This is a genomic window from Vibrio sp. 9-16B-A1 (assembly GCF_056726165.1).
This window is the reverse complement of record NZ_JBSDZD010000005.1, coordinates 1-24,294: the sequence shown is the minus strand read 5'-3', so window position 1 is coordinate 24,294 and position 24,294 is coordinate 1. Positions and strand designations below refer to the sequence as shown.

Annotated in this window: 22 protein-coding genes; 17 read left to right on the top strand and 5 right to left on the bottom strand. The window is 51.5% G+C overall.

What is annotated here, in order from left to right; translation table 11 throughout:
* The first annotated feature begins 60 nt into the window (after nucleotides 1–60).
* The 15 genes from ACVB80_RS09775 (at nucleotide 61) to ACVB80_RS09705 (ending at nucleotide 14,962) form a co-directional block, all read left to right on the top strand.
* The gene (locus ACVB80_RS09775) at nucleotides 61–2,670 is read left to right on the top strand and encodes a TIM-barrel domain-containing protein (protein ID WP_481081103.1); all 2,610 of its coding nucleotides are present in this window, start codon (nucleotides 61–63) and stop codon (nucleotides 2,668–2,670) included.
* Between the two features lie 635 nt (nucleotides 2,671–3,305).
* Nucleotides 3,306–3,494, top strand: a complete 189-nt coding sequence (locus ACVB80_RS09770; RefSeq protein ID WP_481081102.1) for a Flp family type IVb pilin — start codon at nucleotides 3,306–3,308, stop codon at nucleotides 3,492–3,494.
* The gene (locus ACVB80_RS09765) at nucleotides 3,495–3,956 is read left to right on the top strand and encodes an A24 family peptidase (protein ID WP_481081101.1); all 462 of its coding nucleotides are present in this window, start codon (nucleotides 3,495–3,497) and stop codon (nucleotides 3,954–3,956) included. It begins immediately after the preceding gene.
* Entirely contained in the window at nucleotides 3,953–4,750 is a 798-nt protein-coding gene (gene cpaB / locus ACVB80_RS09760; protein WP_481081100.1) for a Flp pilus assembly protein CpaB, read from the top strand. Before ACVB80_RS09765 ends, cpaB begins: the two co-directional genes overlap by 4 nt.
* Nucleotides 4,751–4,760: 10 nt before the next feature.
* Nucleotides 4,761–6,098, top strand: a complete 1,338-nt coding sequence (locus ACVB80_RS09755) for a type II and III secretion system protein family protein (RefSeq protein ID WP_481081099.1) — start codon at nucleotides 4,761–4,763, stop codon at nucleotides 6,096–6,098.
* Entirely contained in the window at nucleotides 6,095–6,601 is a 507-nt protein-coding gene (locus ACVB80_RS09750) for a hypothetical protein (RefSeq protein ID WP_481081098.1), read from the top strand. The genes ACVB80_RS09755 and ACVB80_RS09750 overlap by 4 nt, the downstream gene beginning before the upstream one ends.
* Complete coding sequence (locus ACVB80_RS09745) at nucleotides 6,602–7,876, top strand: CpaE/TadZ family protein (protein ID WP_481081097.1); 1,275 nt, start codon at nucleotides 6,602–6,604, stop codon at nucleotides 7,874–7,876.
* Nucleotides 7,873–9,141, top strand: coding sequence for a TadA family conjugal transfer-associated ATPase (locus tag ACVB80_RS09740; RefSeq protein ID WP_481081096.1), 1,269 nt, complete (start codon nucleotides 7,873–7,875; stop codon nucleotides 9,139–9,141). Before ACVB80_RS09745 ends, ACVB80_RS09740 begins: the two co-directional genes overlap by 4 nt.
* A 4-nt stretch (nucleotides 9,142–9,145) precedes the next feature.
* On the top strand, nucleotides 9,146–10,063 hold the full coding sequence (locus tag ACVB80_RS09735; RefSeq protein ID WP_481081095.1) for a type II secretion system F family protein: 918 nt from the start codon (nucleotides 9,146–9,148) through the stop codon (nucleotides 10,061–10,063).
* Nucleotides 10,063–10,923, top strand: coding sequence for a type II secretion system F family protein (locus ACVB80_RS09730; protein WP_481081094.1), 861 nt, complete (start codon nucleotides 10,063–10,065; stop codon nucleotides 10,921–10,923). The genes ACVB80_RS09735 and ACVB80_RS09730 overlap by 1 nt, the downstream gene beginning before the upstream one ends.
* The gene (locus tag ACVB80_RS09725; RefSeq protein WP_481081093.1) at nucleotides 10,920–11,669 is read left to right on the top strand and encodes a hypothetical protein; all 750 of its coding nucleotides are present in this window, start codon (nucleotides 10,920–10,922) and stop codon (nucleotides 11,667–11,669) included. Before ACVB80_RS09730 ends, ACVB80_RS09725 begins: the two co-directional genes overlap by 4 nt.
* Nucleotides 11,666–12,286, top strand: a complete 621-nt coding sequence (locus ACVB80_RS09720) for an OmpA family protein (protein ID WP_481081092.1) — start codon at nucleotides 11,666–11,668, stop codon at nucleotides 12,284–12,286. Before ACVB80_RS09725 ends, ACVB80_RS09720 begins: the two co-directional genes overlap by 4 nt.
* 66 nt (nucleotides 12,287–12,352) lie before the next feature.
* The gene (locus ACVB80_RS09715) at nucleotides 12,353–12,946 is read left to right on the top strand and encodes a TadE/TadG family type IV pilus assembly protein (protein ID WP_481081091.1); all 594 of its coding nucleotides are present in this window, start codon (nucleotides 12,353–12,355) and stop codon (nucleotides 12,944–12,946) included.
* Nucleotides 12,943–13,464, top strand: a complete 522-nt coding sequence (gene tadF, locus ACVB80_RS09710) for a tight adherence pilus pseudopilin TadF (protein WP_481081090.1) — start codon at nucleotides 12,943–12,945, stop codon at nucleotides 13,462–13,464. The genes ACVB80_RS09715 and tadF overlap by 4 nt, the downstream gene beginning before the upstream one ends.
* A gap of 1 nt (nucleotide 13,465) precedes the next feature.
* Complete coding sequence (locus ACVB80_RS09705; protein WP_481081089.1) at nucleotides 13,466–14,962, top strand: pilus assembly protein; 1,497 nt, start codon at nucleotides 13,466–13,468, stop codon at nucleotides 14,960–14,962.
* A gap of 58 nt (nucleotides 14,963–15,020) precedes the next feature.
* Here ACVB80_RS09705 and ACVB80_RS09700 read toward each other — a convergent pair whose 3' ends face one another.
* From ACVB80_RS09700 to ACVB80_RS09685, 4 genes are all read right to left on the bottom strand, one after another.
* On the bottom strand, nucleotides 15,021–17,645 hold the full coding sequence (locus ACVB80_RS09700) for an ExeM/NucH family extracellular endonuclease (RefSeq protein WP_481081088.1): 2,625 nt from the start codon (nucleotides 17,643–17,645) through the stop codon (nucleotides 15,021–15,023).
* A 534-nt stretch (nucleotides 17,646–18,179) separates the two neighbouring features.
* A complete protein-coding gene (gene nhaC / locus ACVB80_RS09695; RefSeq protein ID WP_481081087.1) occupies nucleotides 18,180–19,616 on the bottom strand; it encodes a Na+/H+ antiporter NhaC in 1,437 nt (478 codons plus the stop codon).
* 409 nt (nucleotides 19,617–20,025) lie between these two features.
* A complete protein-coding gene (locus ACVB80_RS09690; protein ID WP_481081086.1) occupies nucleotides 20,026–20,454 on the bottom strand; it encodes a MarR family winged helix-turn-helix transcriptional regulator in 429 nt (142 codons plus the stop codon).
* Nucleotides 20,455–20,468: 14 nt separating this feature from the next.
* Nucleotides 20,469–21,059 carry a cytochrome b/b6 domain-containing protein gene (locus tag ACVB80_RS09685; RefSeq protein WP_481081085.1) on the bottom strand — a complete coding sequence of 197 codons (591 nt, stop codon included), beginning with the start codon at nucleotides 21,057–21,059 and terminating at the stop codon, nucleotides 20,469–20,471.
* Nucleotides 21,060–21,168: 109 nt separating this feature from the next.
* Here ACVB80_RS09685 and ACVB80_RS09680 point away from each other — a divergent pair, with 109 nt between their 5' ends.
* Both ACVB80_RS09680 and ACVB80_RS09675 read left to right on the top strand, forming a co-directional pair.
* Nucleotides 21,169–21,576 carry a c-type cytochrome gene (locus tag ACVB80_RS09680; protein WP_481081084.1) on the top strand — a complete coding sequence of 136 codons (408 nt, stop codon included), beginning with the start codon at nucleotides 21,169–21,171 and terminating at the stop codon, nucleotides 21,574–21,576.
* Between the two features lie 43 nt (nucleotides 21,577–21,619).
* Entirely contained in the window at nucleotides 21,620–22,288 is a 669-nt protein-coding gene (locus ACVB80_RS09675) for a hypothetical protein (RefSeq protein ID WP_481081083.1), read from the top strand.
* 69 nt (nucleotides 22,289–22,357) lie between these two features.
* Here ACVB80_RS09675 and ACVB80_RS09670 read toward each other — a convergent pair whose 3' ends face one another.
* Complete coding sequence (locus tag ACVB80_RS09670) at nucleotides 22,358–23,842, bottom strand: peptide MFS transporter (protein ID WP_481081082.1); 1,485 nt, start codon at nucleotides 23,840–23,842, stop codon at nucleotides 22,358–22,360.
* Nucleotides 23,843–24,294 lie beyond the last annotated feature (452 nt).

The following is a 24,294-nucleotide window of genomic DNA, read 5'->3' as shown; positions in this document are numbered from 1 at the left end:
TAAGGCGTGTTGGCCCCGAAAAACCAGCACGCCCTGTTTGTTAAATATAAGGAAATTAAAATGTCAGTGGTACACAAATCCTTTTTGTTGCTGGCGGCGGGCACGTTAACCGTGCCTTTGGCCACGGCCTCTGTGCCTGCTCCGGTTTCGTTTCAGGGCCAGCCTGCTTTTCAGCTTTCAGCGGCCGATGTCTTTCGGATGCGCGCTAAAGCCAAAGGGCTGAGCAAAACGCTTCGCCCACTGTTTGGCGAGACCTATTACAACGAAGCCGGATTCCGCCAGGCGCTGGAAGAAAAGCTTGACGCAAAGCTGATGCAGAGCCTGTATCCGGATCTGAAAAAAGCGGCACTGATCCCGGCGAAAAACCTGGCCGTGACCATGCTGTCGGATGACACCGCCCGTATCCGTTATTACGCCCAGGGAAGTGAAAGCAAGGCAGAGGGCGAACTGTTGGACCTGAGCCGGTTTAGTGGTCCGTCTCAGCTTAAAACCGGGCCAGACTGGTTAAATACCGGTGCGATGAAACTCAGCATTGATAAACAAACCCTGTGTGTCACCTTAAATGACAGTGAGCACAAACTTACCCAGGTGTGCCCGTCAACAAAGGGAAAGTTTACGCTTGAGCCGTATGCGAAATACTACCTGTCCGGACTTGGCCAGGAGTTCCAGCAGCCTGGCGTGACCAATCCATACTGGAACGATCGGGTCCGTCATTCAGGAAATCAGATGGAAGGATTCGATGGCGGAGCAACCGGAAATACCCAGTTCCCGATCCTGTATGCTTCCAATCCCAAAGGGGGAGACTTTTCTCTCTATCTGGATAACGTCTATTCCGCTGAGTGGGATTTCAGCGCCAAACCCTGGCAGATAAAAGCGGCGAATGGTGAGGTCAACCTTGTTGTTTCGGTCGCTGATGAACAGGCAGAACTGCGTAAAAATTACCTGGCTATGACCGGTGCGCCACTGGTGCCACCACGTAAAATGTTTGGCATGTGGCTGTCGGAATACGGCTTTGATAACTGGCAGGAGATGGACGACAAACTGGCCACCCTTAAGAAAAATCAGTTTCCGATTGATGGTGTCGTGATGGATCTGCAGTGGTTCGGTAATGTGTTTGCCAATGATCCGCAGAGCCCGATGGGCAGCCTGACCTGGGATGAAGAAAACTTCCCTGAACCGGAAAAGAAAATTGAGCAACTGAAACAGCACGGTATTGGCATGATGCTGATCGAGGAGTCCTACGTGAGTGAGGGCCTGCCGGAGCACAGTGAGATGGAAGCGGACGGTTACCTGGCACGTGACCCGCAAACCGGAAAAGCGATTAATACCAAAGCCGATGGTGGCGGCCAGTGGTGGGGACGCGGTGGAATGATCGACTGGATCAATCCGAAAGCAGCCACCAAATGGCATGACTGGAAACGCGAGCCGCTGATTGAGATGGGGGTTATCGGACACTGGACTGATCTTGGCGAGCCGGAAATGTACAACAGCAATGCGGTTTACGCTGATGGTCAGCCACATGCGGATATTCACAACCTCTACAACTACAAATGGCTGGAGAGCATTTTTGAGGGGTACCAGCGCCACGGACACGCGCAGCGTCCGTTCATGATGTCCCGTTCCGGTGCACCTGGTATCCAGCGTTTCGGCGCATCAATGTGGTCCGGTGACATTGGCTCAGACGTCGACAGTCTTGCGGTGCATATCGGCATGCAAACCAATATGTCCCTGTCCGGGATTGACTACTATGGCTCGGATATTGGCGGCTTCCACCGCGGCGCGCTTAAACAGCGTGACAAGCTGGACCAGACCTATACCCGTTGGTTTGCCTACAGCTCACTGTTTGATGTGCCGGTCCGCCCGCACACTGAAAATCTGTGTAACTGTAAAGAGACCGCCCCGGACCGGATTGGCGATGAGAAAAGCAACCTGGCTAATATCCGCCTGCGTTACCAGTTGATTCCGTATCACTACTCTCTTGCTCATCAGGCGTACTGGCATCAGGAGCCGCTCTTCCCGGCGCTGAGCTATCACTATCCGCAGGACGAACAGGCCTGGAAGCACAGTAATCACCGCATGATGGGCGATGCCCTGCTGAGTGTTGGGGTGGCGAAGCTGGATATTAAGAGTACCGATGTTTACCTTCCGGCAGGGGGCTGGTTTGATTTCCATACCGGTGAATATCACGTTTCGAAAGGTGAACTGCTGAGGCAGTATCCGCTTGAGCGTGACGGCGTGTATCAGCTGCCACTGTTTGCCCGTGAAGGCGCGATTGTTCCATTTAACCCAAATCCGGAGCAGGGCAGTGATGTACCGGAGACGCTGGGTGTGAAAGTGTTTGGCACCGCAGATGGGGAGTTCACCCTGTTTGAAGATGACGGTAAGACACTGGCATATCGCGATGGTAAGGTGAGCAGAACGAACCTCAGAGTGCGCACAGGTGATAACACTCTGCAACTCAGCCTTACCACACAGGGTCAGTACCCGGGCATGAAAACCGTTCGCGCTCTTGCTCTGGAGTGGTACCTGAGCGGTCAGAAGGTGAAGTCAGTGACTGTTGACGGAAAACCGTTTAAAGGCTGGCGGCAGAAAGGAAATAAACTGGAGCTCACACTGTCAGAGCTCGACGTTTCGCAGGCTCATAATATTGTTCTGGAAGCAGGTAAATAGCCTAACCATACAGGGCTGTTAATTTAGCAGCCCTGTTTTAACCGGAAGTTGGTTTGAAATTGCTCTGTTTTAAAACGTTCAGTCAGAATATTGCATAATCCTCTGACTTTCCCATCTGTTAAATTTCTAAACCGTTGGCTATTTATTTCTTGTGTGATCATTTTAGTCAAATCGGCTCATTATATTGCATCTGCCTTTACCGTTCACTGCCCCGTAACCTGCCGGCTATTTAGCTGTTTAAATAGAGTTTTCGCTCTACTTGCTGCCGTATCTGTATTTTTGGCGTCATTTCCCCCAAAATTCTTTTCCGCATGTCATTCTTATTATCCTGTTTGACGCCGATTTGTGACTGCAAATTCAGCCACTTTACCAGTCCCTGATTTAACTAATATTTATTATGCTTTTGTGTAAGTTTGTTCTGATTTGTTTTTTAGTGGTTTTTTCCTTCTTAACTGTCTGAGTCTTCTGCTTTTTTAGAACTTTTTAGGTCGAGTTCGGCTCTGGGGTGGGATTGTGGTCAGTATCATTTTTCACGACACTAGCCCTGTCAAATTTACGACAGTATTTCCTCTCCTGGTCCGGCTGAACCTCATTTTTCTGGCCAGGAGCTTTTTTATTCGATAAGTGAGAAAACGATGAAAAATCTGATTAGTCAGTTTGTAAAAAACGAAGATGGTGTAACTGCGATTGAGTACGCAATGATTGGTGTTGCTATGGCTGTGCTTCTGGGCGCAATTGTCGGTAAAGATGGTTCTATGGGCCAGGCAATCACAAAAGCATTCACTGATATCACAACCAATATCGGTAAAGCAGGTAAAGCTTAAGTGCTGCTTATTCTGATTTCAATATTGACCGTTATTGCGGTCAATGTTTGTTATTCAGACTGGAAGGAAAGGCGGATCAGTAATTCACTGGTCAGCCTTAACTTTGTCGTTTGCTTAATTTTGGCGGCAATGCTGGATATTTCTCAGATCTGGCAGGGGCTGATTATATCGTCAGTAACTTTTGTTCTGGGGCTGTTCCTTTTTCGCTTTAAAGTTTTTGGCGCCGGAGATATCAAGTTGCTGATGGGTTACTCGCTCTGTTTTTCCTTCCCCCTGGCAGTGCAGAACCTGATTGGCTTTCTGCTGGCTGGTGGTCTGGTGGTGGCGTTCCAGTTTGGCTGGGCATATTTCACCGCAGGCTATCAGGAGCTGAAAACGCGGGGCGTACCTTACGGTATCGCTATCGCAGCCGTCAGCACATTTAATATTGTTCAACTGGTACTGGATCCATCCCGGTTATGAAACAGAGATTCACTCATTTGTTGGCACTGCTTGCGCTGGGTGTCGGCGTATACGGCATTTTAAGCGAAGTCTTATTTGCCGGGCCAGATTCGGTCACTCAGACTCAGGTTCAGTCAGCAGAAAAGAAAGTCCGGGTCTGGCGGCTGTCCAATGCCGTCAGATCCGGTCAAAACTTCGCTTCAGGTCTGGTGTCGGCCGATACGCTAAACGAAAGCGAAGCCGGCTATGTTCTGAGCGAGCTTCCCTATGGTAAAGGCGCCGTGTTCCGCCTCCCTTTTGAACCCGGACATATTCTGAGCCCCGGAGATCTGGTGATGCCGCAGGACCCTGATTATATCGACATCATCATCAAACCGGATATGACGCCGTTTCCCCTGATGATGGCTGAGCAAAACCTGCTGGCAGGCGGGATCAGAGCCGGGGACTTTGTCGATATTCTGTCGCTGACCTCACTGGAGCAGAACATGGCGCAGCAAGGCAGCGTTGATATGCTCCGGGGGATGGATATAGACGTTAAGCCGTTGCTCAACCAGGTCCGTATCCTTGCCGTACAGGGCAAAACTTATGACGACCAGCAACTGTCAGAATACGCAGGTGAAGGTAAAGCTCAGAAGGTCACCCTGGTGCTGGAGGTTCCTCATCAGTTTGTCAGTAAGCTGACACTGGCCCGCCGTCTGTCTGCGCTGGAAGTGTATAAGTCACGTCATCAGATGTATCTGCCACAGGCGCAGACCAAAGACATTCTGCCTGGCTATCAGGGGATAGTGGAATTACGTGGCACCCGCCGCGGATAAGGTTACAACTATGCATTTACGAATTATGGCCAGGGCCGGAATGGCGCTGGCTGTGGCTGCCTGCGCCTCTTTGCCGGCCTGGTCCGCTGCACTGACTATAGCGCAGGGTGACGCGTCCGGCGTCGTTACAGCCGAAGAGATCGGCACTGTGTTTATTTCAGCACCTGAGGTCGTGGATTATCAGATTTTGGATACCCATAAGCTGGTGATATTCGGCGTGGAGCGCGGTGAGTCGCGCATCATGGTGTTTGGCAAGAACAACCAGAAAATCTACGACCGCAAAATCAGCGTGGTGCGTGACGTCAGCCTGGTGAACCGTCAGCTGAAAATGCACTACCCACACCAGAACCTGAAACTGGAAGCGATCGATGAGCAGGTATTGCTGAGTGGTGAAGTGACGGATCAGAGTCAGCACTTTGAGGTGATCGAGCTGGTTGGTGAGCTGCTGAAGCTGGAAAAGCTGGAAGAGAAGCGTAAGCAGGCTGACGAGAAAAATGTCAGCCCGGCTGACATGATCATTGCTGCAGCGGACTTTCAAAAGCGTGTCGAGTACCGCGGCCTGGTGGATAAGCTCAGAGTTGGCGGCAGCGATCAAATCAACGTTAAGCTCTCGATTGCCGAAGTCAGCCGTCAGCTTAACGAAGAGCTGGGTTTTAAGTGGGCGACTCAGGGCTCGCAGTTTGGCCAGTTCCTGCTGACAGATTTTAAAGCGGCGGATCTCAGCACTCTGATCAGCGCGCTGGACGACAGTACTCTGGGGCAGATGCTTGCCGAGCCCAACCTGTCGGTGCTGTCCGGTGAATCTGCGGCTTTTCTGGTTGGTGGCGAGCTGCCGATTGTAACCAGCAGCTCACATGGCACCAACGTTGAGTTTAAAGAGTACGGCATTAAGCTGGCATTTGCGGCGAAAACGCTGGAAAGCGGTCGTATCCGGTTAAAACTCAAGCCGGAAGTGAGCTCAATTGATCAGGGCTACAAGCTCCGGAATGACTATATTCCTGCTCTCCGTACCAGAAAAGCGGAGACCACGCTGGAGATTGAAGATGGCGAGAGCTTTGTGATCGGCGGCCTGTTAAGCAGCGAAGATGTTGAAGGCATGGCAAAGATCCCGGGGGCGGGGGATATCCCGATTCTGGGGGCGATGTTCCGTAATGCAACCACCAAGCGCGAGAAACGCGAGCTGGTGATTGTTGCGACTGTCAACCGGGTTAAAGCCCAGCATGCGTCTGAAATTCAGTTGCCGGTTATTCATGCCAGCACTGCAGTGCAGCGCCTGTTTGGTCTGGAAAAAGCGCCTCAGTACCCGTCGACCAGCCAGCTTCTTTCCGAAGGAGGATTTAAGCAATGATCCTGCGTTTTATTGCCCCACTTCTGATCATCATAACCGGCCTGCTTAGCGGCTGCTCTCATCCCCAGCTAAACGGCGCTTCAGCTGTGCTGGTTCCTGTGAACAGCGAGCTTAGCCTGAGCGAAAAATCATCCGGCAGTGACGCCGAAGTTGCTGAAAAAGCAGAGCAGTTCATTATCGGTGAGTTTACGCGAGGCGCTGAGCATATCGAGGTGCTGGCGTCAGGAAAAAGAGCCGGCCGTACGGTCAGCCTGCTGAAGAAGAAGCTGGTTCGCTATCAGCCGCGCATCAGCTACAGGGTTGGAAAGAGCACCAAAGGCTTAACAAGGCTAACGCTGCGTGCAAGTCGTACGGAAGTGCTGATGTCTGAGTGTGCGCCACTCAGCAGTGCTGACATCTGGTCAGCGACGGACGGTTGTTTTACCGACCGGGCCCGCAATAAGTCCCTGGCCAGTCCGTCATCGCTGGTTCCGGTGGCATCTGAACTTTCAAAGGAGCGGTAAATGTTAGACCTGACAGAAGCGCTGAAAGCCACAGAATCCCTCTCGGAAAGCAATGAGCGCCTGAACTCGGTTCTGTTTTATCAGAGTGAACACTGCCGGGATTTGGTGAGCGAAGTATATCGTTTTGATTCGCTCGGTACGCCGGATGTTAATGAGATGACGCCTGCAGCATGGGATGAGTTTTTCACCCGTAATACGCAGCGGCTGGATCTGGTTCTGATCGAGCTGACCGATTGTGATGATGTGATTACCCGGATCAACGAGCTGGCGGCAGTACTTCCAAACTCTGCATCTGTAGTGGTGATTGGCACTGAAGACGCCATTTCAACCATCCGCTCACTTAAAGAGATGGGTTTCTACTACCTGTTCTGGCCTGTGGTGAAAGCAGAGCTGAGTGATTTCCTGCGCCATGTGGTGAAAAACCACCGCGCTGGTGCCGGGCTTGGTAAAGAGCGCACTGCCAAACGCATTGCGGTAATCGGTGCCAAAGGCGGCGTCGGTTGTACGCTTATCGCCTGTGAACTGGCGAGTTTCCTGCGCCGGGAGAGTTTTTCCCGGGTGATGCTGGTTGATCACAGTTATGGAGACTCCAATCTTGACGTGCTGATGGGGCTCGATGAGTACAACAAGCTTAACGTCAGCAAATCATCGGTAAAGGTTTCTCAGCTTGATGAGGAATCTGCCCTGTCGATGCTGCAGAAAGTGCATGGGGATATCGGAGTACTGGCATTAGACGGTCAGAGAGCGTCGATCCCTGATTGCCAGAGCCATACCAGTGCCATGGTTTCGCTGCTGTTGCGCCGTTATAACCTGGTGGTGGAAGATCTGTCGGCTTCCCGGGAGTTTCCCCTCGATTATGACGCGCTGCATGAACAGTTTGACTCTGTGGTGCTGGTTATCGACCCAACAGTCTCTGCTGTGCGCTCGGCCAAACGGATACTCAGCCGGCTTGAAGCGGCGGCGCAGAATGAAACTCCGGCACCCCGGGCTCTGGTGGTGCTGAACCAGCACCGGACATTCCGCGATGGTGTGCTTTATCGCAAAGAGATCGAGCAGCAGCTCAAACGCAGTGTTGATCTGGAGATCGCTTATGAGAAAAGCATTCCGGCGATGGTGCTCTCGGGTAAGCGCTTTACTGAGGCTGGCGGCCGTTTCTCCGGTTCTATGCAGGCACTGGCAATGCAGGTACTTGGCCGCAAAGTGGTGAACAAAGTTCACCCGGCCAAAGCGCTGTTTGGCCGCCTCGGCCGTAAGTGGAAGGAGTTAACTGCATGAGTGTCGCGAAATCCCTTTATCTTGATATTCGCAGCCGTATTTATGAGGCACTGGATACCACAGCGATTGAGAACGCCAGCAAAGAGCAGCTCAGAAATCAGCTGACCAACGGGGTCGATATGCTGGTTGAACGTCTGGAGCAGCCGGTTCCGGCGGTCATGCGCCGTCAGTTTGTCACGAATCTTATAGATGAGCTGACCGGTCTCGGGCCGCTGCAGTCGCTGATGGACGACGATGACATTACCGACATCATGGTTAACGGCCCGGATGCGGTCTTTGTTGAACGCTACGGCCAGGTACAAAAGACCGACGTGACGTTTGTTGATGACAAGCAGTTGCGCCAGATAGCCCAGCGCATCGTTTCCCGTGTGGGAAGAAGGGTGGATGAAGCCAGCCCAATGGCAGATGCCCGTCTGGCGGACGGCAGCCGGGTCAACGTGGTGATAAGCCCAATCAGTCTGGACGGTACCGCGATATCTATCCGTAAGTTTAAAAAGCAGAGCATCGGCCTGCCTGAGCTGGTGGAGTTTGGCGCTTTGAGTCCGCAAATGGTTAAGGTGCTGATGATCGCTGCGCGTTGTCGCTGCAATATTCTGATCTCAGGCGGTACCGGTTCGGGTAAAACGACCCTGCTCAATGGCCTGTCTCAGTATATCTCGGAGAAAGAGCGCATCCTGACGATTGAGGATGCGGCTGAGTTGCGTCTGCGCCAGCCTCACGTACTGCGTCTGGAAACCCGGGTCGCCGGTACGGAAGGTTCTGGCCGGATCAATCAGCGGGATCTGGTGATCAACGCCCTGCGGATGCGGCCAGATAGGATCATTATCGGTGAGTGCCGTGGGCCGGAAGCATTTGAAATGCTGCAGGCAATGAATACCGGCCACGATGGATCAATGTCGACCCTGCACGCCAACACGCCCCGTGATGCGCTGGCCAGGGTAGAGAGCATGATCATGATGGCCAACCTGTCGCTGCCGCTTGATGCGATTCGCCGCACTATCGTCAGCGCGGTCAACATCGTAGTGCAGGTTAACCGGCTCCATGACGGAAGCCGTAAGGTGATGTCGATTTCAGAGGTGGTCGGCCTTGAAGGGGAGAACGTGGTGATAGAAGAGATCTTCCGCTTTGAGCCGGACGAACATCAGGGGGAGGGGGAGAAGATAAACGGCCGCTTTATGACTCCGGGCCTGATGCAGCGCTCAGAACTGGCCAAAAAAGCCCGCTACTTCGGCCTGTATGAAGAGCTGATGGCAGCGTTCAGGTAAGCCGATGAAACTCTATTTCTATCTGCTGCTTGTAGGGGCGGTGGCCTTTTTTTACAGCCGGGGGCTGCAAAAACAGAAGACCGCGCATATCCGCAAAGACGGCCACGAAACTCAGGGTGATGAGCTCAACCTGGTCAATCTGTCATCGCTTAAAGGGGAGCAACTGAAAGACCGGATCATGCTCCGCATGAACAGCGCAGCCAGGCAACTGGGAGGCAAAGGGTTAGCGCTGGCCGTGTTCGGTATTGCCCTGATAAGCCTGGCGATGAGTTACCTCACGGGGATTTACCTTGCTCTCGGTTTTGCACCTGCGGTCAGTGCCCTGGTGGTTACGCCTTTGGTACTGACCCTGATCCTGTTCCGCCTTTTACTCCGGCGCAGGCAGAAGCAGTTTGAAGCTTCGTTTCCTGATGCTATCAACCTGATGACCAGTGCGGTCAGCTCCGGTGAGAGCGTGATGCAGGCGATACAGTTTGTCGGTGAAAAGCTCGACAGTGTTGCAGGGGAAGAGTTTAAGTGGGTAGGGCAGCGGCTTCAGATCGGCGAATCGCCGGACGAAGTGTTTCGCCGTACCTGTCAGAACTGCCCGTACAAGAGTTACCGGTTTTTCATCGTGACTCTGCGCGCCAACATGATGCGCGGCGGCCAGCTGAAAGAACTGATGACCCGGCTGAACCGGGTGCTGTTTGACGCCCGCTCAATTGAAAAAAAGACCTTGGCGATGACCTCAGAAGCGCGCCTGTCGGCAAAGATAGTCGCGGCAATCCCGTTTCTGTTCCTTTTCGGGATGCAGTATATGAGCCCGGAAAACTTCGACTTTGTTCTGCATGACCCACAGGGAAGGATGATCCTCTATTACCTTATCGGCAGTGAAGCGATCGGTATTGGCATTATCTGGTTTTTGATTCGGAGGATAGGCTGATGACGTCCATGACGCTCTCTGTAGTGAGTTTTCTGCTCGGTGTGGTTGCTTTCAGCCTGCTGAGAAGCGCGGCCCAGTCCCGTCAGCGGCTGCGAATGAACAAGCTGCTCGAAACCGAGCAGGTTGAGTCTGAAGCGCGGCGCAGGTTCCGCCAGGCTATGAAGAAGTTAAGCGCCGAGAACAAAGAAGAGTTTGAAGACAAGCTCGAGCAGGCCGGGTTCTATAACAAAGGACTGGCGATTTACTACCTGCCGGCCAAGTTCGGCATCATCGGCCTGTCGTTTGCTGTTGCTGCGTTTCTGGTGATGGCTGAGGGCTGGGATGTGTTGGATGTGATCCCGCCGGTTGTCCTGACTCTGGTTGCGGTGATCGTTGTACCGGACACTCTGCTGGCGGCAAAAAAGCGAGCGGTAGAGCGGAGTGTTGGCCGTGAACTTCCGTATCTTATCGACCTGATGGCGGTATGCGTTCAGACCGGCATGACGCTGGAATCTGCGCTCACTTATCTCGCTGATGAGCTGGAAGGCTTTGACAAGCACCTTGCCTTTCACATCAAGCGTACCGCAGAGCGGGCCAGGCTGACCGGGTTGGAGGATGCATTGACTGAACTTGCGGTGCGCATCAACACCCAGGAAGTGCGCAGCTTTACCTTTACCCTGCTGCAAAGTCTGCAGCACGGCAGCTCCATCTATCAGGTGCTGATCACCCTGTCGAAAGATATCCGGGAGGTACAGATGCTGGAAACCGAAGAAAAGATAGGCGCGCTGTCGGCCAAAATGAGTATCCCGCTGATTATTTTTATCATGATGCCGATTGTGATCCTGATTATCGCACCGGGTGTAATGAGGTTAATGCCATGAGAACACTGATTTTATGCCTGGCAGTGCTGCTTGCCGGTTGCCAGGCTGCCCCCGAGACGGTCAGCGATGAGCAGCGTATGTCGGTCACAGAAAACTACACCGGACTGATGCAGCTCTACCGGGAGCGTCTGCAAAAGAACCCGGATGACCACGCGGCCAGGGTAAAGCTTGCCGGGGCACATGTTAAAGCCGGGGATGAAGAGGCGGCGGATTACTACCTCAGCCAGATCCCGGAAAAAAGCTGTGATCGTCTGGCAGGATGCTGGCTGCAAAAGGCGCAGCTGGCCTATAACGCCGGACAGTGTCAGCTCGCAAAAAGCCATATTGAACGCAGTCTGGCTGCGGGCCAGGACATCTATCCGGCCAAGAATCTGCTGGCGATCATTCTTGCCAGCGAGGGGCATTTCCACCAGGCAAAGGACACTTTTTTTGAAGCCCGGTTAGGCCTGGAGGACGAGAGTGCCATTCTCAATAATCTGGCAATGCTGGAGATGATGGAAGGGAACTACGCAGGTGCCGCCAGACGCCTGATGCCGCTCTACCAGAGCGGTCAGAGTGACCCGACAATAAGGGCTAACCTGATCATCAGCCTGATGCGATCAGGCCAGCAACAGAGTGTTAAGCAGATGCTGCTGCAGGAGTATGACCAGCCAAAAGCGCTGCGCATCTTTGCCGAACTCAACAACGATATGAATACCTGGCCGGGGCAGACCGGACAGGCACAAACAGACGAGGAAACATCATGAACAAATGGCTGTTTGGCGCCCTGTTCGCCATCTCCGCAAACCTGCAGGCTCAAACGACACTGCTGGAGCAGCTGTGTGAAACCCGCACGCTCAATCAGCAGTTGACGGTCAGCGCAGAGAAACCGGTTGTGATTACCCACCACAGCAACGGCCGTATGTTGGCAGAAGTTCCAGGTCATCAGATCGATGTTATGCCGTTCACTGATTTGCTGGTGTCAGATTCTTATGTGACGGGGGATTGTCTTGCATACCTGCAGCAGAGCGACGTTCTTCAGGTGAAGCCGGGAGACGAGAATGTGCTGGCTCGTGTTTATTTTACTTTTGATCGTGCTGTGCTGAGCGATACCTCTTTGCAGATCCTGGACAGGGTCGCCGGAGAGCTGAAGCAAAACCCCCGCGTTATTACGCTTGAAGGACATACCGACTCGAAGGGTCCAGCTTCCTACAATATGGCGCTGGGTCTTAAGCGCAGCAAAACAGTGGAGCAGTACTTGATTCAAAAAGGTCTCGATCCGACAACACTTCAGGCAACTTCCAGGGGTGAAACCCGGCCGGCTTCGGATAACGCAAGCGCAGACGGAAGGGAGAAAAACCGCCGGGTAGAAGTCCGGATTTAAACTCTCCACGTTTTCTGTTACGGCCACCTCTCAGGCGGCTGAACGTTTTTTTCTGCAGGAAAAACAATGAACCTTTCATTTTCATCACGCCAGCGGGGTGTACTCAGTATCGAGTTCTCGCTGGGTTTTATCGCGCTGTTTATGTTCACCATGTTTATCTTCGAGGTCTCGCGGCTGACTTATATTTGTGCAGTACTCGACTACTCTACATCTGAAGCGGCCAGAGACGCCCGGGTGCAGCTTCAGAAAAACGAGCAACTGAAGGATTACCAGGGACAGGACTGCGAGCTTGACTATCAGGGCGACCCGGACGCGATTGCCGAATGTAAACGCATCCAGGGGATGCAGGGTAATGACCTGGTGATCTGGTATTACGCCTTTCTCAAAGATAATGCCAGCACATTGATGCGTGTGTTTACCAGCCAGAGTGATTATCAGCTTTCGGTTCAACCCTATCTCGATCCGAAGGCTTATGTCAGTCGGCAGGTTTATCGTGGCAGTGACGTCTGGAGTAAGGCAGCCCTGGCCGAGTATCAGGTGACGTATGCTTATCGTCCTCTGTTCTTCCCGTCTGCTGTCGGGGCAATACCCATCACCCGCCGTTTGCTGGTGGTGCAGGACACGGCACTGTTCCGGGCTAACTTAGGAAAAACATCATGATAAGAGCACAGCGCGGAGTATTCAGTATCGAACTGGTGTTTGTTCTGTTTGGAATGGGGATGTTTCTGTTTTTCATTTATGACGCCGGTTATCAGGTCGTGCAGCGCAGTCAGCTTAATCGTATTTCGTACGCGCTGGTGTCGGTACTTAAAGAGCGCAGCGCCTTTTACAGTCAGGGGCGTAAAGATATTGTATGGGACATCGATCAGAATCAGGCGAAGCAACTCCATGAGATGGCAGAACGACTGCTGAGAGAAGAGGATGCTCAGATCCGGGTGAGTATCAGCCGAAAAACGGGGGATCAGAGCGAGCAGACCCTGTTTGCGGGAAGCGGTGCCATCCCGTGTCACCCGGCACCCGTGGATAATTCGTTAACTTATGGCGGCAAGTTTCCCCTCAATGTATACCGGGTAACAGTATGCCGCCACATTCCGGCGTTCTTTGAGCCGGTTATGCTGGGGGAGTCTGACTCCGGCCGCCGGGTTATTCAGTCAACATCGTTATTTGTGGGGCGCTGAGATGCAGTCGAACAAAAGGCAAAAAGGTGTAGCTTCGATTTATTTCGCGTTTGTAGCTGTAGCGATTCTCGGTATCGGCGCACTGGCGATTGAAGGAGCCCGTTATATTACCGATAAGGCGCAACTTGGTGATGTGATGGAAGCGACCGCAGTTGCGATTTCTGAGAGTGATGACATGCGTGAGGACAAAGTGTTTGATCAGCAGCAGGCACAGGTTATTGCGCGTAACTGGGCGGGCTATCTGATCCCGGATATCAAAACTTCTCAGTTCAGCATCAACAGGAGCAAGAAAACCCTGCAGTTTGACGTGCCGTTTGGCCTGCCGGTTACCCGTACTCTCCATCATTACCAGCTTACCGGGGTTGCGACTAAAGACTCCTGGTTGCATATGCAGGATCTTCCGTCGTTTGAGCGTGAGCAAAAAGTGGCAAACCGGGCGACGGCAGCCAGGATAAGGACCGATTTTGAACCTGTGGATGTGGTGTTCGTGTCGGATTTCTCAGGTTCAATGAAAAGCGGAGATAAGCTTACAGAGCTGAAAAAAGCGATTCGCTCAGTAACGACAACGATTTTTGATGCGACGGAAAAGCTGAAAGCGAAGCACCCCAGAGAGGAGATAAAAGATTCCAGTTTTGGCTTTGTGCCTTTTACCAAACGAATCGTAGTGGAACGTAATGGCAGGTATTACTGCAGTTCCATGTTGCGGCCTCCTGCAGGTTCCAGGTTCGAAAGGCCGATGCAGGAACAGGCGTTTAGTGAGCTGGCAAAAAAGAGCGACGATGATCTGGATCTCTGGTTCAAAGATGAAGATTATTCCGGTTCAGAGGAGGAGGTGGCCAAAAAATATCTGAGGCTTGCTGAGGATGGAAACGCCGCTCTTGATTGCAATAGTCGTGGGCGGTACTGCGAGAGGGGTTATAAAAATCACATCAGTTACTCCAGAACGGCTTCAGATCTGCAGTTGAAAAGTCAGTATGTTCTTTCTACCCCAATGGAGATGGGTTACAGAGGGTTTAACTCCGGCAGTTTTTGTAAGTCTTACAAAGGTAAGCCCTACTATTACAACATTGATCGTAAACCTCTGGACAGCAGAAGGAGTCTCGATGCTTTCAATGATTCAATACGGCAAATGAAAGCGAATGGTGGCACCCACATGTATCAGGGCCTGCTGGCCGCGCCAGGTCAGTTCGAAAAAGCGACCAACAAAAACCGCTTTATTTTCGTGCTATCCGATGGCGGGGAAAATACCAACTCTTTCCGGACACTGGTCCAAAATGGTTTGTGTACCAATATCCGCAAACAAATGTCGGTGAACGGCAACAGAGAGAAGACCAATTTTGAGATGTTTGTTATCGGGCTTAAGTTTAACAATAAAGACGACTGGGCCTACCGCCAGTGCTTTGGAAAACATATCTACGAAGTCAGGGATTTGAACCAGCTCAATGATGTGATTATGGATCTGTTGAGTTCTACGGCGTCTTATAACGTGGAGCGGTGACAACAGCCGTACCAGCCTGAAAAAAAGAGCATCCATCGGGATGCTCTTTACAGTTAAATTACCAGCGTCTGCGAAGCCAGCCAAGTCCCAGCAAACTTATCAGTAACCCCAGGCCTGCAGAGCCACCCGAAGTCCCTGTTTCCCGTGTATCAGCTGCCTCAAATGAGACCTCTGCCTGCTGTGAGAACTTCTCGATGCCCAATGGGTCGGAAAGCACCTGTTCCATCAGATACGAACCTGGTTCCGGCTTTTGGTCGAACCCAACATCCACCAGACCCTCTTCGAGGTGGGATTGGGTAAGAAGAACGGAAGCGCTCTGTGCTGCAACTGTTTTGTAGGCGCCGGTCAACGCCGGTTTTTTGGCTAAGCGAACCGTAACGGTATCGCCTGCTTCTGCGATGGCAGGAAGGTAATAGCTGATACTCAGCTTTTTGCCCTGTGATGGCAGCTTCATGGCTTTCAGTGACTTACTGTAGTCGATGGCAATGATCACCGGATCGTGGTCAGAAGCGGAGAACATATCGTGATATTTCGGCATTTTTCCTGTGTACTTCGACGAGTACTCGAACATATTGCTCTCTGCCGAGTTGATATGCCAGTCGGTGACATCCAGGACTTTTTTAGCCAGTGACTTGCTTGCCAGAGCGTGGTCAAGGTTGCCCAGTTCGCCACCATAGGTGTAGGAGAAGGTCTCTTTGCCGTGGAATTTGGTATTGAGGTTGATATAGCCGTACCCGCGTTTCAGCTCTTCACCGGTCTGCTGGTAAGGTTTTGGATTGCCTTCCGCATCTTTGCCCAGAGTCGTGTATGATGCAGTGATCAGTTTCCGGCCCAGTTTTGACGGCTTGTAGTCGGTCAGCGCCAGTACCGGGTCTTCCATACCGTAAGCGTTCAGGTCACCCATTATCAGCACGTCACCTTTCTTTTTGCTCAGTGCATCACCAACAGCTTTGGCCGCAGAAACCCGGAAGCGGTTACATTTGCCCTGCAGATCGGCCGGATCCCGGTTTTCATCAAAGTTTACCCAGTCCTCCAGACAACCGGAGCCTTTTGATTTCCAGTGATTCACTGCAATGGTCAGAGGGGTGCGGCTGCCTTTTACCTCAAAGGTCTGCACCAGTGTATGGCGCTGGTACTTATCGTACTGTGGGCTCGACTCGCTGCTTCCATCCGCTTTGGTGCGCTGTGCAGCACCTTTCAGGGCGTGTTGCTCAGGCGTTTCGATGATCCCGGCTTTGCCGTCAGGTGATACTTTTGCCGGGCGGTAGATAAGTGCGACCATAATGGCGTCACTGCCGAAATACTCACCCTCAAATCTGTCTTTGGCGGCGACTTTGATGTACTGGTATTTGCTATCGGTGTTATCAATGCTGCTGTTCAGTGCTTCCACCAGATTATGCAGGGCGCCGGAATCACCAAAGCCATTGTTTTCCACTTCCATCAGACCGATGATGTCCGCATCCATCGCCCCGAGTGCTTTCACGATTTTGGCCTGCTGGATCAGAAACTCATCGTGGGATTTGGCGCCGCGGTTACAGCCTTTGCTCTTATCTGCGTCTGCCTGATCTTTACAGGTCGCGTTGATCTCTCCGCCGATATCGCTGTGGCTGGTGAAGTAGTTGAGTACGTTAAAGCTGGCCACTTTCAGACCAGAGCTGGTAATTGCCGGTTTATCCCTGCGGCCAACATCAAACAGGACCCTGCCGTGTGCATCCAGCGCTTTATCGACCAAGTTGCTGCGGTCCAGCTGATTGGTTACCAGAATGCGGTACTGGCCATAGCTGTAATCAACCACGCCCTGCATGCCTTCCACTCTTGAGCCGAGGCGGATATGGTTTTCTGAGCTGCCATCCTGGTTATCGTCTTTGGCGAAATCAGGGTAATAAGGGACTTCACCGTTTTTGGCTTTGTTGTCTGATTCAATCACAACCTGGCTGACCCGGTTCTGCTCTGCCAGTTCGATGGCCTGCTTTGTTTTTGCCGCAAAAACCTGGGTTGGCTTCATCAGTGGCTCTTTGTGAGAAAGAACCATATTGTTGCGCTTAGCGTCATAGTCGAAACTGAAGTTACGGGTGACGTGCAACTGAGACTGAGCATCGAGCTCGATTAGCATTCCTTCATGGCGTTCGAGTGCCTGATGCAGGCTTTCTCCTTCATTGACGATAAGCTTAGTCGCGGCGGGAGCTTGCTGGCTTCCCTGTTTGATAAAGCTCTTTGAATCGGATTTTAGCTGAGTCCGCTTGTAGAAATCGCTCACCTTACCTGAAACACAAACCACATCGCCCGGCGCAAGGTCAGGCGCGCTCTTAGTGTAGACAAACAGGCCGTCAGAGGTGTTTGGGTTGTTATCGCTCTCCAGGGCCTGCAGGTAAAAGCCTTTGGTCAGACTTTTGGTGACAGCCGAAACCACGCCTTTTACAAACACTGAATGACTGGTTTCGTACTGACCATCCGGAATGAGAGGGGAGCGGCCGCCTTCGCCCTGGATCTGCTGGATGGTGGTGAACTCTGGCTCGTTGCCATCAACCAGACAGTTGAAGGCTGGTAGTGGTGTTGAGGTATTTAGCAAGCTGCTGTCTTTGGCATATTGCGAAATATGAATGTCAGCAGTTGCATGGGAGGAGAAGCTTGCTGCAATTACCACAGCCAGTAACGCAGGAGTGGGCGCTGTTTTACGTTTCATTTTGTTGAGTGCCTTATGTTTCCATTGGAGGATTATTCATAGTGGATTTTGGTCTGGCTGATGTTGGTGTTTGAATCCAGGTTATTGATATATAGATATAATTATGGCTATCAAAATACGCTGTACGGGCAGGGGTTCAACAAATGAAAAGCCAGAAAAGGTAATGAATTATTTGGGAAGCTTTATTTAGTTTTTTAAGCGGGAATAGTCAAGTGCTCCATGCTGGTAAGTGCCTGATAATAAATATAATTTTATGGTTTGCGGGCTGGTGTTACAGAGTGCAGTCTTTATCAGGAGGCAGGGAGAGGCGGAAGTCATACTCAGTGCGAAATGAGCTATTCGCGTCTGCTCTCTGTAAAGATACAGACAGGCTCACTTTATTTACGAAGTATCCGGGCAGGCCAGTGATAAATGGCTAAGAAGAGGCGGGAGTTACTGAAGGGGGCATGGTTGTCGGGGAGAAGACAGTGTTTTCGTTGATAAACAAAAAGCGCGACCCAAAGGCCGCGCTTCTTATCACTCAGAGTCAGAGCATTACGCAGTCTGCGTCTTAAGCTCTGCCTGCTCTTCTTCAGCTGCAGCCGGAGCCGTTGGTTCGCACTTATCGACAAACCAGCCCATGTATGACGTGAAGATAGTCACGATAATACATACGAAGCTCAGCCACATGAATGGTGCGTAGGACAGGGTAGCCACGCCCAGGATGCTGGCCATGTAGATACCGTTGTCACTCCATGGAACCATACCTGAGGTCAGGGTGCCGCCGAACTCTGCGTTACGTGACAGGTTCTTACGCTGGTAGCCCAGACGATCGTAGTTTTTGGCACAGATCTTAGGCGTCAGGATAAGCGATACGTACATTGCAGAACCGAATACGTTACCCATGAACGCGGTCGTGATGGTGCTGCTCGCCAGAGAGCCAGCGCTTTGTACGCGGCGCTCGAACAGTTTGGCGATGGTTTCGAGCACGCCTACTTTGTCCAGCAGACCACCGAAGCCCAGACCGAACACGATAACCGCTACCGAGCCCAGCATAGAGGACATGCCGCCACGGTTAAGGATAGAGTCGATGAAATCAACGCCGGAAGTAATGCTGAATGGTGCCCACGCGGTGTTGAATGCGGTCAGGAAGTCGACGTCCTGAATCATTACCGCCCACACGATACCCAGCAGAGAGCCAAAGCTGATCACCGGGAAAGAAGGCATACGCATGGCCAGCAGGGCAAGTACGATAACCACTGGCACAAACGAGAACGGAGTAATGACAAACTGCTGTTCCATAGCCGCGATAACAGAGTCTACCTGGCTCATGTCGATGTTACCGGCGTAGTGGAAGCCAAACGCAGTAAACATGATACCTGTGATGATGTAGCTGATCAGCGCAACAGGCAGCATGCCTTTGATGTGCTCAACCACTTCTACGTTAGACATAGATGATGCCAGGATCACTGAGTCAGACAGCGGCGACATCTTATCACCGAAGTAACAGCCAGACAGGATTGCACCTGCTGTTACAGGAGCCGGAACGCCCAGACCCTGGCCGATACCCATCATTGCGATACCGGCGGTACCGGCCGCACCCCAGGAGGTACCGGTTGCCAGCGCAGTCAGGGAACAGATGATCATGGTCGCCAGAAGGAAAATCGAAGGATGGATGGCGTTAAGACCGTAGTAAATGATAGTTGGTACGATACCACCTGAAATCCAGGTACCGACCAGTGCACCCACTGCCAGCAGGATCAGAACAGCACCAAGGCCGTTGGAGATACCGTTAAGAGCGGCTTTTTCAAGATCTTTGTACTTGTGGCCGAGTCTCAGACCCAGTGTGATGATCACAAACCAGCCAATGTACAGCGCCAGCTGGATGGGAAGGTCCAGTTTGGCAGTAAACGAAAAGGCTAAAAGAAGGAATAGCCCCAGTGACACGATAACCTGCAAAAGGTTTGGTAAGCGAGTGGTTGCTTGTTGCATAGTTGCCTCTTTAATAGTCGGAACGTTATAGAGGAATAACGCCCCCTGATTTTCGTCGCTCACCTTACATGAATGCCTATAATATTTCGAATCTCTGGTCGTTAATCGTGATATTCGTCTTTAATTTTTCTTTTTGGTAGATTTATCAACTAATAAATGGGGTAATTATATTGCAATAACGTTGCAAGAGATTATTATTTTGTATGTAGGTTGGTTAATATGTGCTACTTGGATAAATATTACCCGCCACTTGTATGTAGTTAATTTAAAACCTGTGTCAATGAGTGTTTATGCTTTGCTAATTTAGTGTTTATACAGTTTCAGGCCGCTCTGGTGGGGTAAGAAGGGGGGAAGGAGGGGCCCGCCCACTGCAAACAGCGGGCGGTTTGTGTGGCGGGGCGTCAGGGAATCAGAGCTGAGCCACCATTTTTTGCAGCAGAGCGATCAGCTGCTGCTGTTCTTTTGGTTCGAGTGAGGACAGCATCTGCCGGTTCACTTCTACCGGCAGAGGCAGAAGGGAATCTTTTAACGCGTGCCCCTGTTCGGTCAGGTAAATCCGGAACGAGCGACGGCTGTTCGGATCATTTCTGCGCTCAACCAGTTCCAGTTTTTCCAGCTTGTCCAGAGTGCGGGTGGTAGTGGAGTTTTCCACTTTGGATTTCGCGGCGATTTCCCGCTGGGTTACCCCTTCTTCTTCCCACAGGCACATCAGGGTCGGCCAGAGTGCCAGGGTCAGCCCGTGCTCTTTGAGCTCTTTTTCAAAAGCCTTGGCAGCCTGATTTGCTACCACGTTTACCAGCCAGCCGAAGCTGCTTTGACGATCAAATTCTTCTTCCATATTTATTCATCAACTTATGCTAATACAACTATTGCAATAGTAACTAATCCACTGGCAACAAACACCCCCAGCGCCCGCCATTTTGAAACCATAACCACACTTTCACCGGTCAGTTTGCTCTGTTTTCCGCAGATCATCGCCCAAAGCAGGGGTTTAGAGAGCAGTTTGTATACCAGAATGGCAGCCAGGTGGATGGCAACCAGTGCAGGTAATACCCGTGTCATACCCAGGTGAACAGATTCAAACAGCTCAAAAGTGGCATCGGATACTTCAGGCCAGCCGGCGAGGACCAGGCCGCTGATGCACTGGATCAACAGTGCAAGGAGCAGGGTAACCACCATGTAGCCGCCAGCGGGATTGTGCCCCGCCTTTTCAGGCTCCTTGCCGCGCAGGTAACCAAATACACGTCCCGGACTGGCTATAAACTGTTTAAATCGGCTGGTTTCGCTGCCAATAAATCCCCAGACGACCCGCCAGATCAGCAGAGTCAGCAGCAGTAACCCGAATATAACGTGTGGTCCGTTCCCTGCGCTCGCCATAAGTGCGATAAACAGGCCGGCCTGAAGCCAGTGATAAACCCTTGTTGGTAAATCCCAAACTTTCATCTCAGTGTTCCTCTTCAGTGAATGTCCAATAAATTTACACAACAATAGTTGCGCACGCAACAATTGTTGTGTAAATTGTATCGAAACTAACCAACGAGAGGGGAATCCCATGAAGTGGGGAATGGTACTGGCGCTTTTGCCGCTGACGCTCAACGCGGCAGAAGTTGAACAGAGACAACATGCTTTCAGTGAAATAGAAGCGATTACAGACAGAGCCGAAGCGCTGATTAATGACATGGCCTGGGAAACGCTCAGCCTGGAGAGTGAAAAACTGGTTCGTTACTCACAGTCACTGTCGGGCCTGTTTCCTGAGGGAAGCGGTGAAGGCAGCAAAGCAAAGTCAGCAGTCTGGGATAATCCGGAGAAGTTCAGCCGGCTGCTGAGTGAGATGCAACAAGGTTATCAGCAGCTCAATCAGGCTGCCGGGAAACAGGATTCAGCGGCAGCGATGGACGGTCTGGAGCAGGCAACTGACACCTGCCGCTCCTGTCACCGCAGTTATCGCTCCCGCTGGTAAATAAAACAACACAATAAAGACAACCGACAATAGGAAGAAAATCATGAAATTAGTAAAAATGCTCACTGCCGCCGCTGTTATGTTCAGCTCTGTTACTTTTGCCGCTGACTATGGGGTGGAACTGGAATGGAACACCAATGATATTGGTGAAGTGATGTCGAACATGACGCAGCAGCGTACTGAGTTCGCAAAGCTTATCGATGCCGGTGTGATCAAAGATATGTATATCACCGACAGTCAGATTGATGGCAAACCGCTTAAACTGCTTCGCTTTGTGATCTCGGCTGACAACGAACAGGCAGCGCGGGATCAGCTTTCACATCTGCCTCTGTATAAAAAAGAATTGGTGAAGATCTCCAACATCCGAAACCTGGGGGCGAAGTGGCTGGACAATACTCCGATGAGCAACAACTATGGCGTGATCCTGACCTGGAATCATCATGTTGACAGCATGGAGATGGACCGTGTGCTGGGTGTGGACCTTGCCCGTGTGATCGCGCTGAACAAATCCGGCTACATCACTTCTGCGTACCTGAACACACAGGAGCTTGCTGGTGGTGATATTCGTCCTGTGTACCTGATTTCCATGCTGGCAAAAGACGCGCAGCAGGCGAAAGAACTGTCCAAACAGTTTGAAGCAGTAAATCTGGGCTACGCCAAAGTTGAAGTGACCTACCTGGGCCAGAAGCTCAATATGGAAGAGCTGAAGTAAAGACAAGTATGCAGAACAAAAAAGGCAGCCAGTTGGCTGCCTTTTTCACTTAACAGAAGACATAAGCGATTAGCTTTCTGCTTCAGCAAGTTCGTTCTGCTCAAGAGGCTGGTGCTTGTCAGCCGCTGCCAGCATCTTGCGAATCGCGATTGATGCCGCGAACGCGATAACCATCATCACAACTGCCAGCATGGTCAGCAGACCGAAGTAGTCACCGTAAACCGTCTGAACGAACTCCTGGGTGATCTCCTGGCCTTTTTCTGCCGCGATAGACGTCGAGAATACCGCACCAACGATACCTGACAGGGCAATAGCTACAGAGAACAGGCTTACAGAGAAGTTCTCGATATGCTTAGGTGCAACCGACAGGATGAACGCCACTACCAGAGAACCCACGATTACTTCTGCGAATGCCTGGAAGAAGTGGATTACCAGGAATACTTCCGGACGGATGATCACGTTTTCGCCAACGTTCTTCACTGCAAACGCCAGGATACCAAATGCGATAGCCGTCAGGATGAATGAGAAGCCAATCTTGGTCGCGGTCGTGAAGTTGATGCCGCGTTTTTCAAGACCAGAGAAGGTCGCCGCGATAACCGGGCCTGCCACGATACACCACAGCGGGTTCATCGACATTGACGCTTCCGGTGCGATAGGGATGATACCGAACAGATCACCACGCATAGTGTTGATGGTTACCATGGTCATGGAAGTCATCATCTGGCCGTAGTAAACGAAGAATGCAGTCGTCAGCACAGTAACGATGATGATGGTACCCATGCGCAGTGCGTCAGCTTTTTCTGCTTTAAACATCAGGCTGATGAAGTACAGGATAGCCGCGATACCAATGGCGTATACGATGTTCTTGCCAATATCCATGTTGCTGAACATGAAGAACACCATGCCGATCATTGCAACAGAAGTCAGGCCGAACAGCATCCAGTTTTTGGTGCTTACCGGAGCTTTATCAATATCGGCACCTACGTTCTGCAGAGGCTTGCGGAAAGTGATCAGCATGAACAGCGCAGCAAATGCCAGGATCCCGGACAGCATGAAGCTGCCGTAGAAACCGATCGCCAGTACAAACATCGGGAACAGGTACTGACCCAGCAGTGCACCCACGTTGTTTACTGAGTAGTTTACCGGGAAGCCGTTTTCGAAATCTTCCTGAGTTGCGAACGTACGCTTGTAAAGGCTTGGGTAAGAAGGGGACATCAAGCCACGTCCGTAACTCGCCAGGGCGATACCTGCAAGGCTCATCGGGATGTTCACAGTCGACGCACCCAGTACCAGCAGCGCATAACCTGCACTAAAGCCTGCGTATGCGATGGTTAGTGAGCGGTAAGCGCCCAAAAATTTGTCGGCAATAAAGCCGCCGGCGATTGCAAACAAAGGACCGATAGAAGAGAAGGCCCCCACGACCATCATTGTATCGGCTTCGCTGTAACCCAGATTCTCAAGGAAGAACCGGGTAAGAATTACCATGACCCCGTAAAAGGATAAGCCAAACATCATTTGGCAGAACATCATGGATTTGTTTAGTCTATTCCACATAACAAAATCCTCTTGCGTATTCATAAACTAGTATTTATTACGGCGATAATAGTAACAGACAAAATTATTTACAAAATGGCCTTATTTCGTGTTTTATCGATTGCTCACATTACAATTTCTAATCAATGTGGTTAGATAATTTTGTATTGTGTTTATTTTGTACAGCTGGTGTCAAAGCTGTTAATTAGATTAAACACTCTGTACGGTTAAGTTGACGTTGGATGAGGAAATGTTATTTAAAGGCGCTGGGCACGAGGCGCCAGGCCCTGGGGGAGTTTGCGATAAGTGAAGTGGGAAGATGAGCTATCGTGTTGACAGTAAGATCTGGATAAGAAACCGTGCTTGCAGAGCCCAGAGCCCAGAGCCCAGAGCCCAGAGCCCAGAGCCCAGAGCCCAGAGCCCAGAGCCCAGAGCCCAGAGCCCAGAGCCCAGAGCCCAGAGCCCAGAGCCCA

Excerpts from the sequence above, each read along its gene's own strand:
- nhaC (WP_481081087.1), bottom strand. The coding sequence starts at position 19,616 with ATGCAACAAGCAACCACTCGCTTACCAAACCTTTTGCAGGTTATCGTG.
- ACVB80_RS09775 (WP_481081103.1), top strand. The coding sequence starts at position 61 with ATGTCAGTGGTACACAAATCCTTTTTGTTGCTGGCGGCGGGCACGTTA.
- ACVB80_RS09730 (WP_481081094.1), top strand. The coding sequence starts at position 10,063 with ATGACGTCCATGACGCTCTCTGTAGTGAGTTTTCTGCTCGGTGTGGTT.
- ACVB80_RS09755 (WP_481081099.1), top strand. The coding sequence starts at position 4,761 with ATGCATTTACGAATTATGGCCAGGGCCGGAATGGCGCTGGCTGTGGCT.
- ACVB80_RS09700 (WP_481081088.1), bottom strand. The coding sequence starts at position 17,645 with ATGAAACGTAAAACAGCGCCCACTCCTGCGTTACTGGCTGTGGTAATT.
- ACVB80_RS09725 (WP_481081093.1), top strand. The coding sequence starts at position 10,920 with ATGAGAACACTGATTTTATGCCTGGCAGTGCTGCTTGCCGGTTGCCAG.
- ACVB80_RS09670 (WP_481081082.1), bottom strand. The coding sequence starts at position 23,842 with ATGTGGAATAGACTAAACAAATCCATGATGTTCTGCCAAATGATGTTT.
- ACVB80_RS09680 (WP_481081084.1), top strand. The coding sequence starts at position 21,169 with ATGAAGTGGGGAATGGTACTGGCGCTTTTGCCGCTGACGCTCAACGCG.
- ACVB80_RS09750 (WP_481081098.1), top strand. The coding sequence starts at position 6,095 with ATGATCCTGCGTTTTATTGCCCCACTTCTGATCATCATAACCGGCCTG.
- ACVB80_RS09745 (WP_481081097.1), top strand. The coding sequence starts at position 6,602 with ATGTTAGACCTGACAGAAGCGCTGAAAGCCACAGAATCCCTCTCGGAA.
- ACVB80_RS09690 (WP_481081086.1), bottom strand. The coding sequence starts at position 20,454 with ATGGAAGAAGAATTTGATCGTCAAAGCAGCTTCGGCTGGCTGGTAAAC.
- ACVB80_RS09685 (WP_481081085.1), bottom strand. The coding sequence starts at position 21,059 with ATGAAAGTTTGGGATTTACCAACAAGGGTTTATCACTGGCTTCAGGCC.
- ACVB80_RS09740 (WP_481081096.1), top strand. The coding sequence starts at position 7,873 with ATGAGTGTCGCGAAATCCCTTTATCTTGATATTCGCAGCCGTATTTAT.
- ACVB80_RS09705 (WP_481081089.1), top strand. The coding sequence starts at position 13,466 with ATGCAGTCGAACAAAAGGCAAAAAGGTGTAGCTTCGATTTATTTCGCG.
- ACVB80_RS09675 (WP_481081083.1), top strand. The coding sequence starts at position 21,620 with ATGAAATTAGTAAAAATGCTCACTGCCGCCGCTGTTATGTTCAGCTCT.
- ACVB80_RS09770 (WP_481081102.1), top strand. The coding sequence starts at position 3,306 with ATGAAAAATCTGATTAGTCAGTTTGTAAAAAACGAAGATGGTGTAACT.
- ACVB80_RS09735 (WP_481081095.1), top strand. The coding sequence starts at position 9,146 with ATGAAACTCTATTTCTATCTGCTGCTTGTAGGGGCGGTGGCCTTTTTT.
- ACVB80_RS09715 (WP_481081091.1), top strand. The coding sequence starts at position 12,353 with ATGAACCTTTCATTTTCATCACGCCAGCGGGGTGTACTCAGTATCGAG.
- ACVB80_RS09720 (WP_481081092.1), top strand. The coding sequence starts at position 11,666 with ATGAACAAATGGCTGTTTGGCGCCCTGTTCGCCATCTCCGCAAACCTG.
- tadF (WP_481081090.1), top strand. The coding sequence starts at position 12,943 with ATGATAAGAGCACAGCGCGGAGTATTCAGTATCGAACTGGTGTTTGTT.
- cpaB (WP_481081100.1), top strand. The coding sequence starts at position 3,953 with ATGAAACAGAGATTCACTCATTTGTTGGCACTGCTTGCGCTGGGTGTC.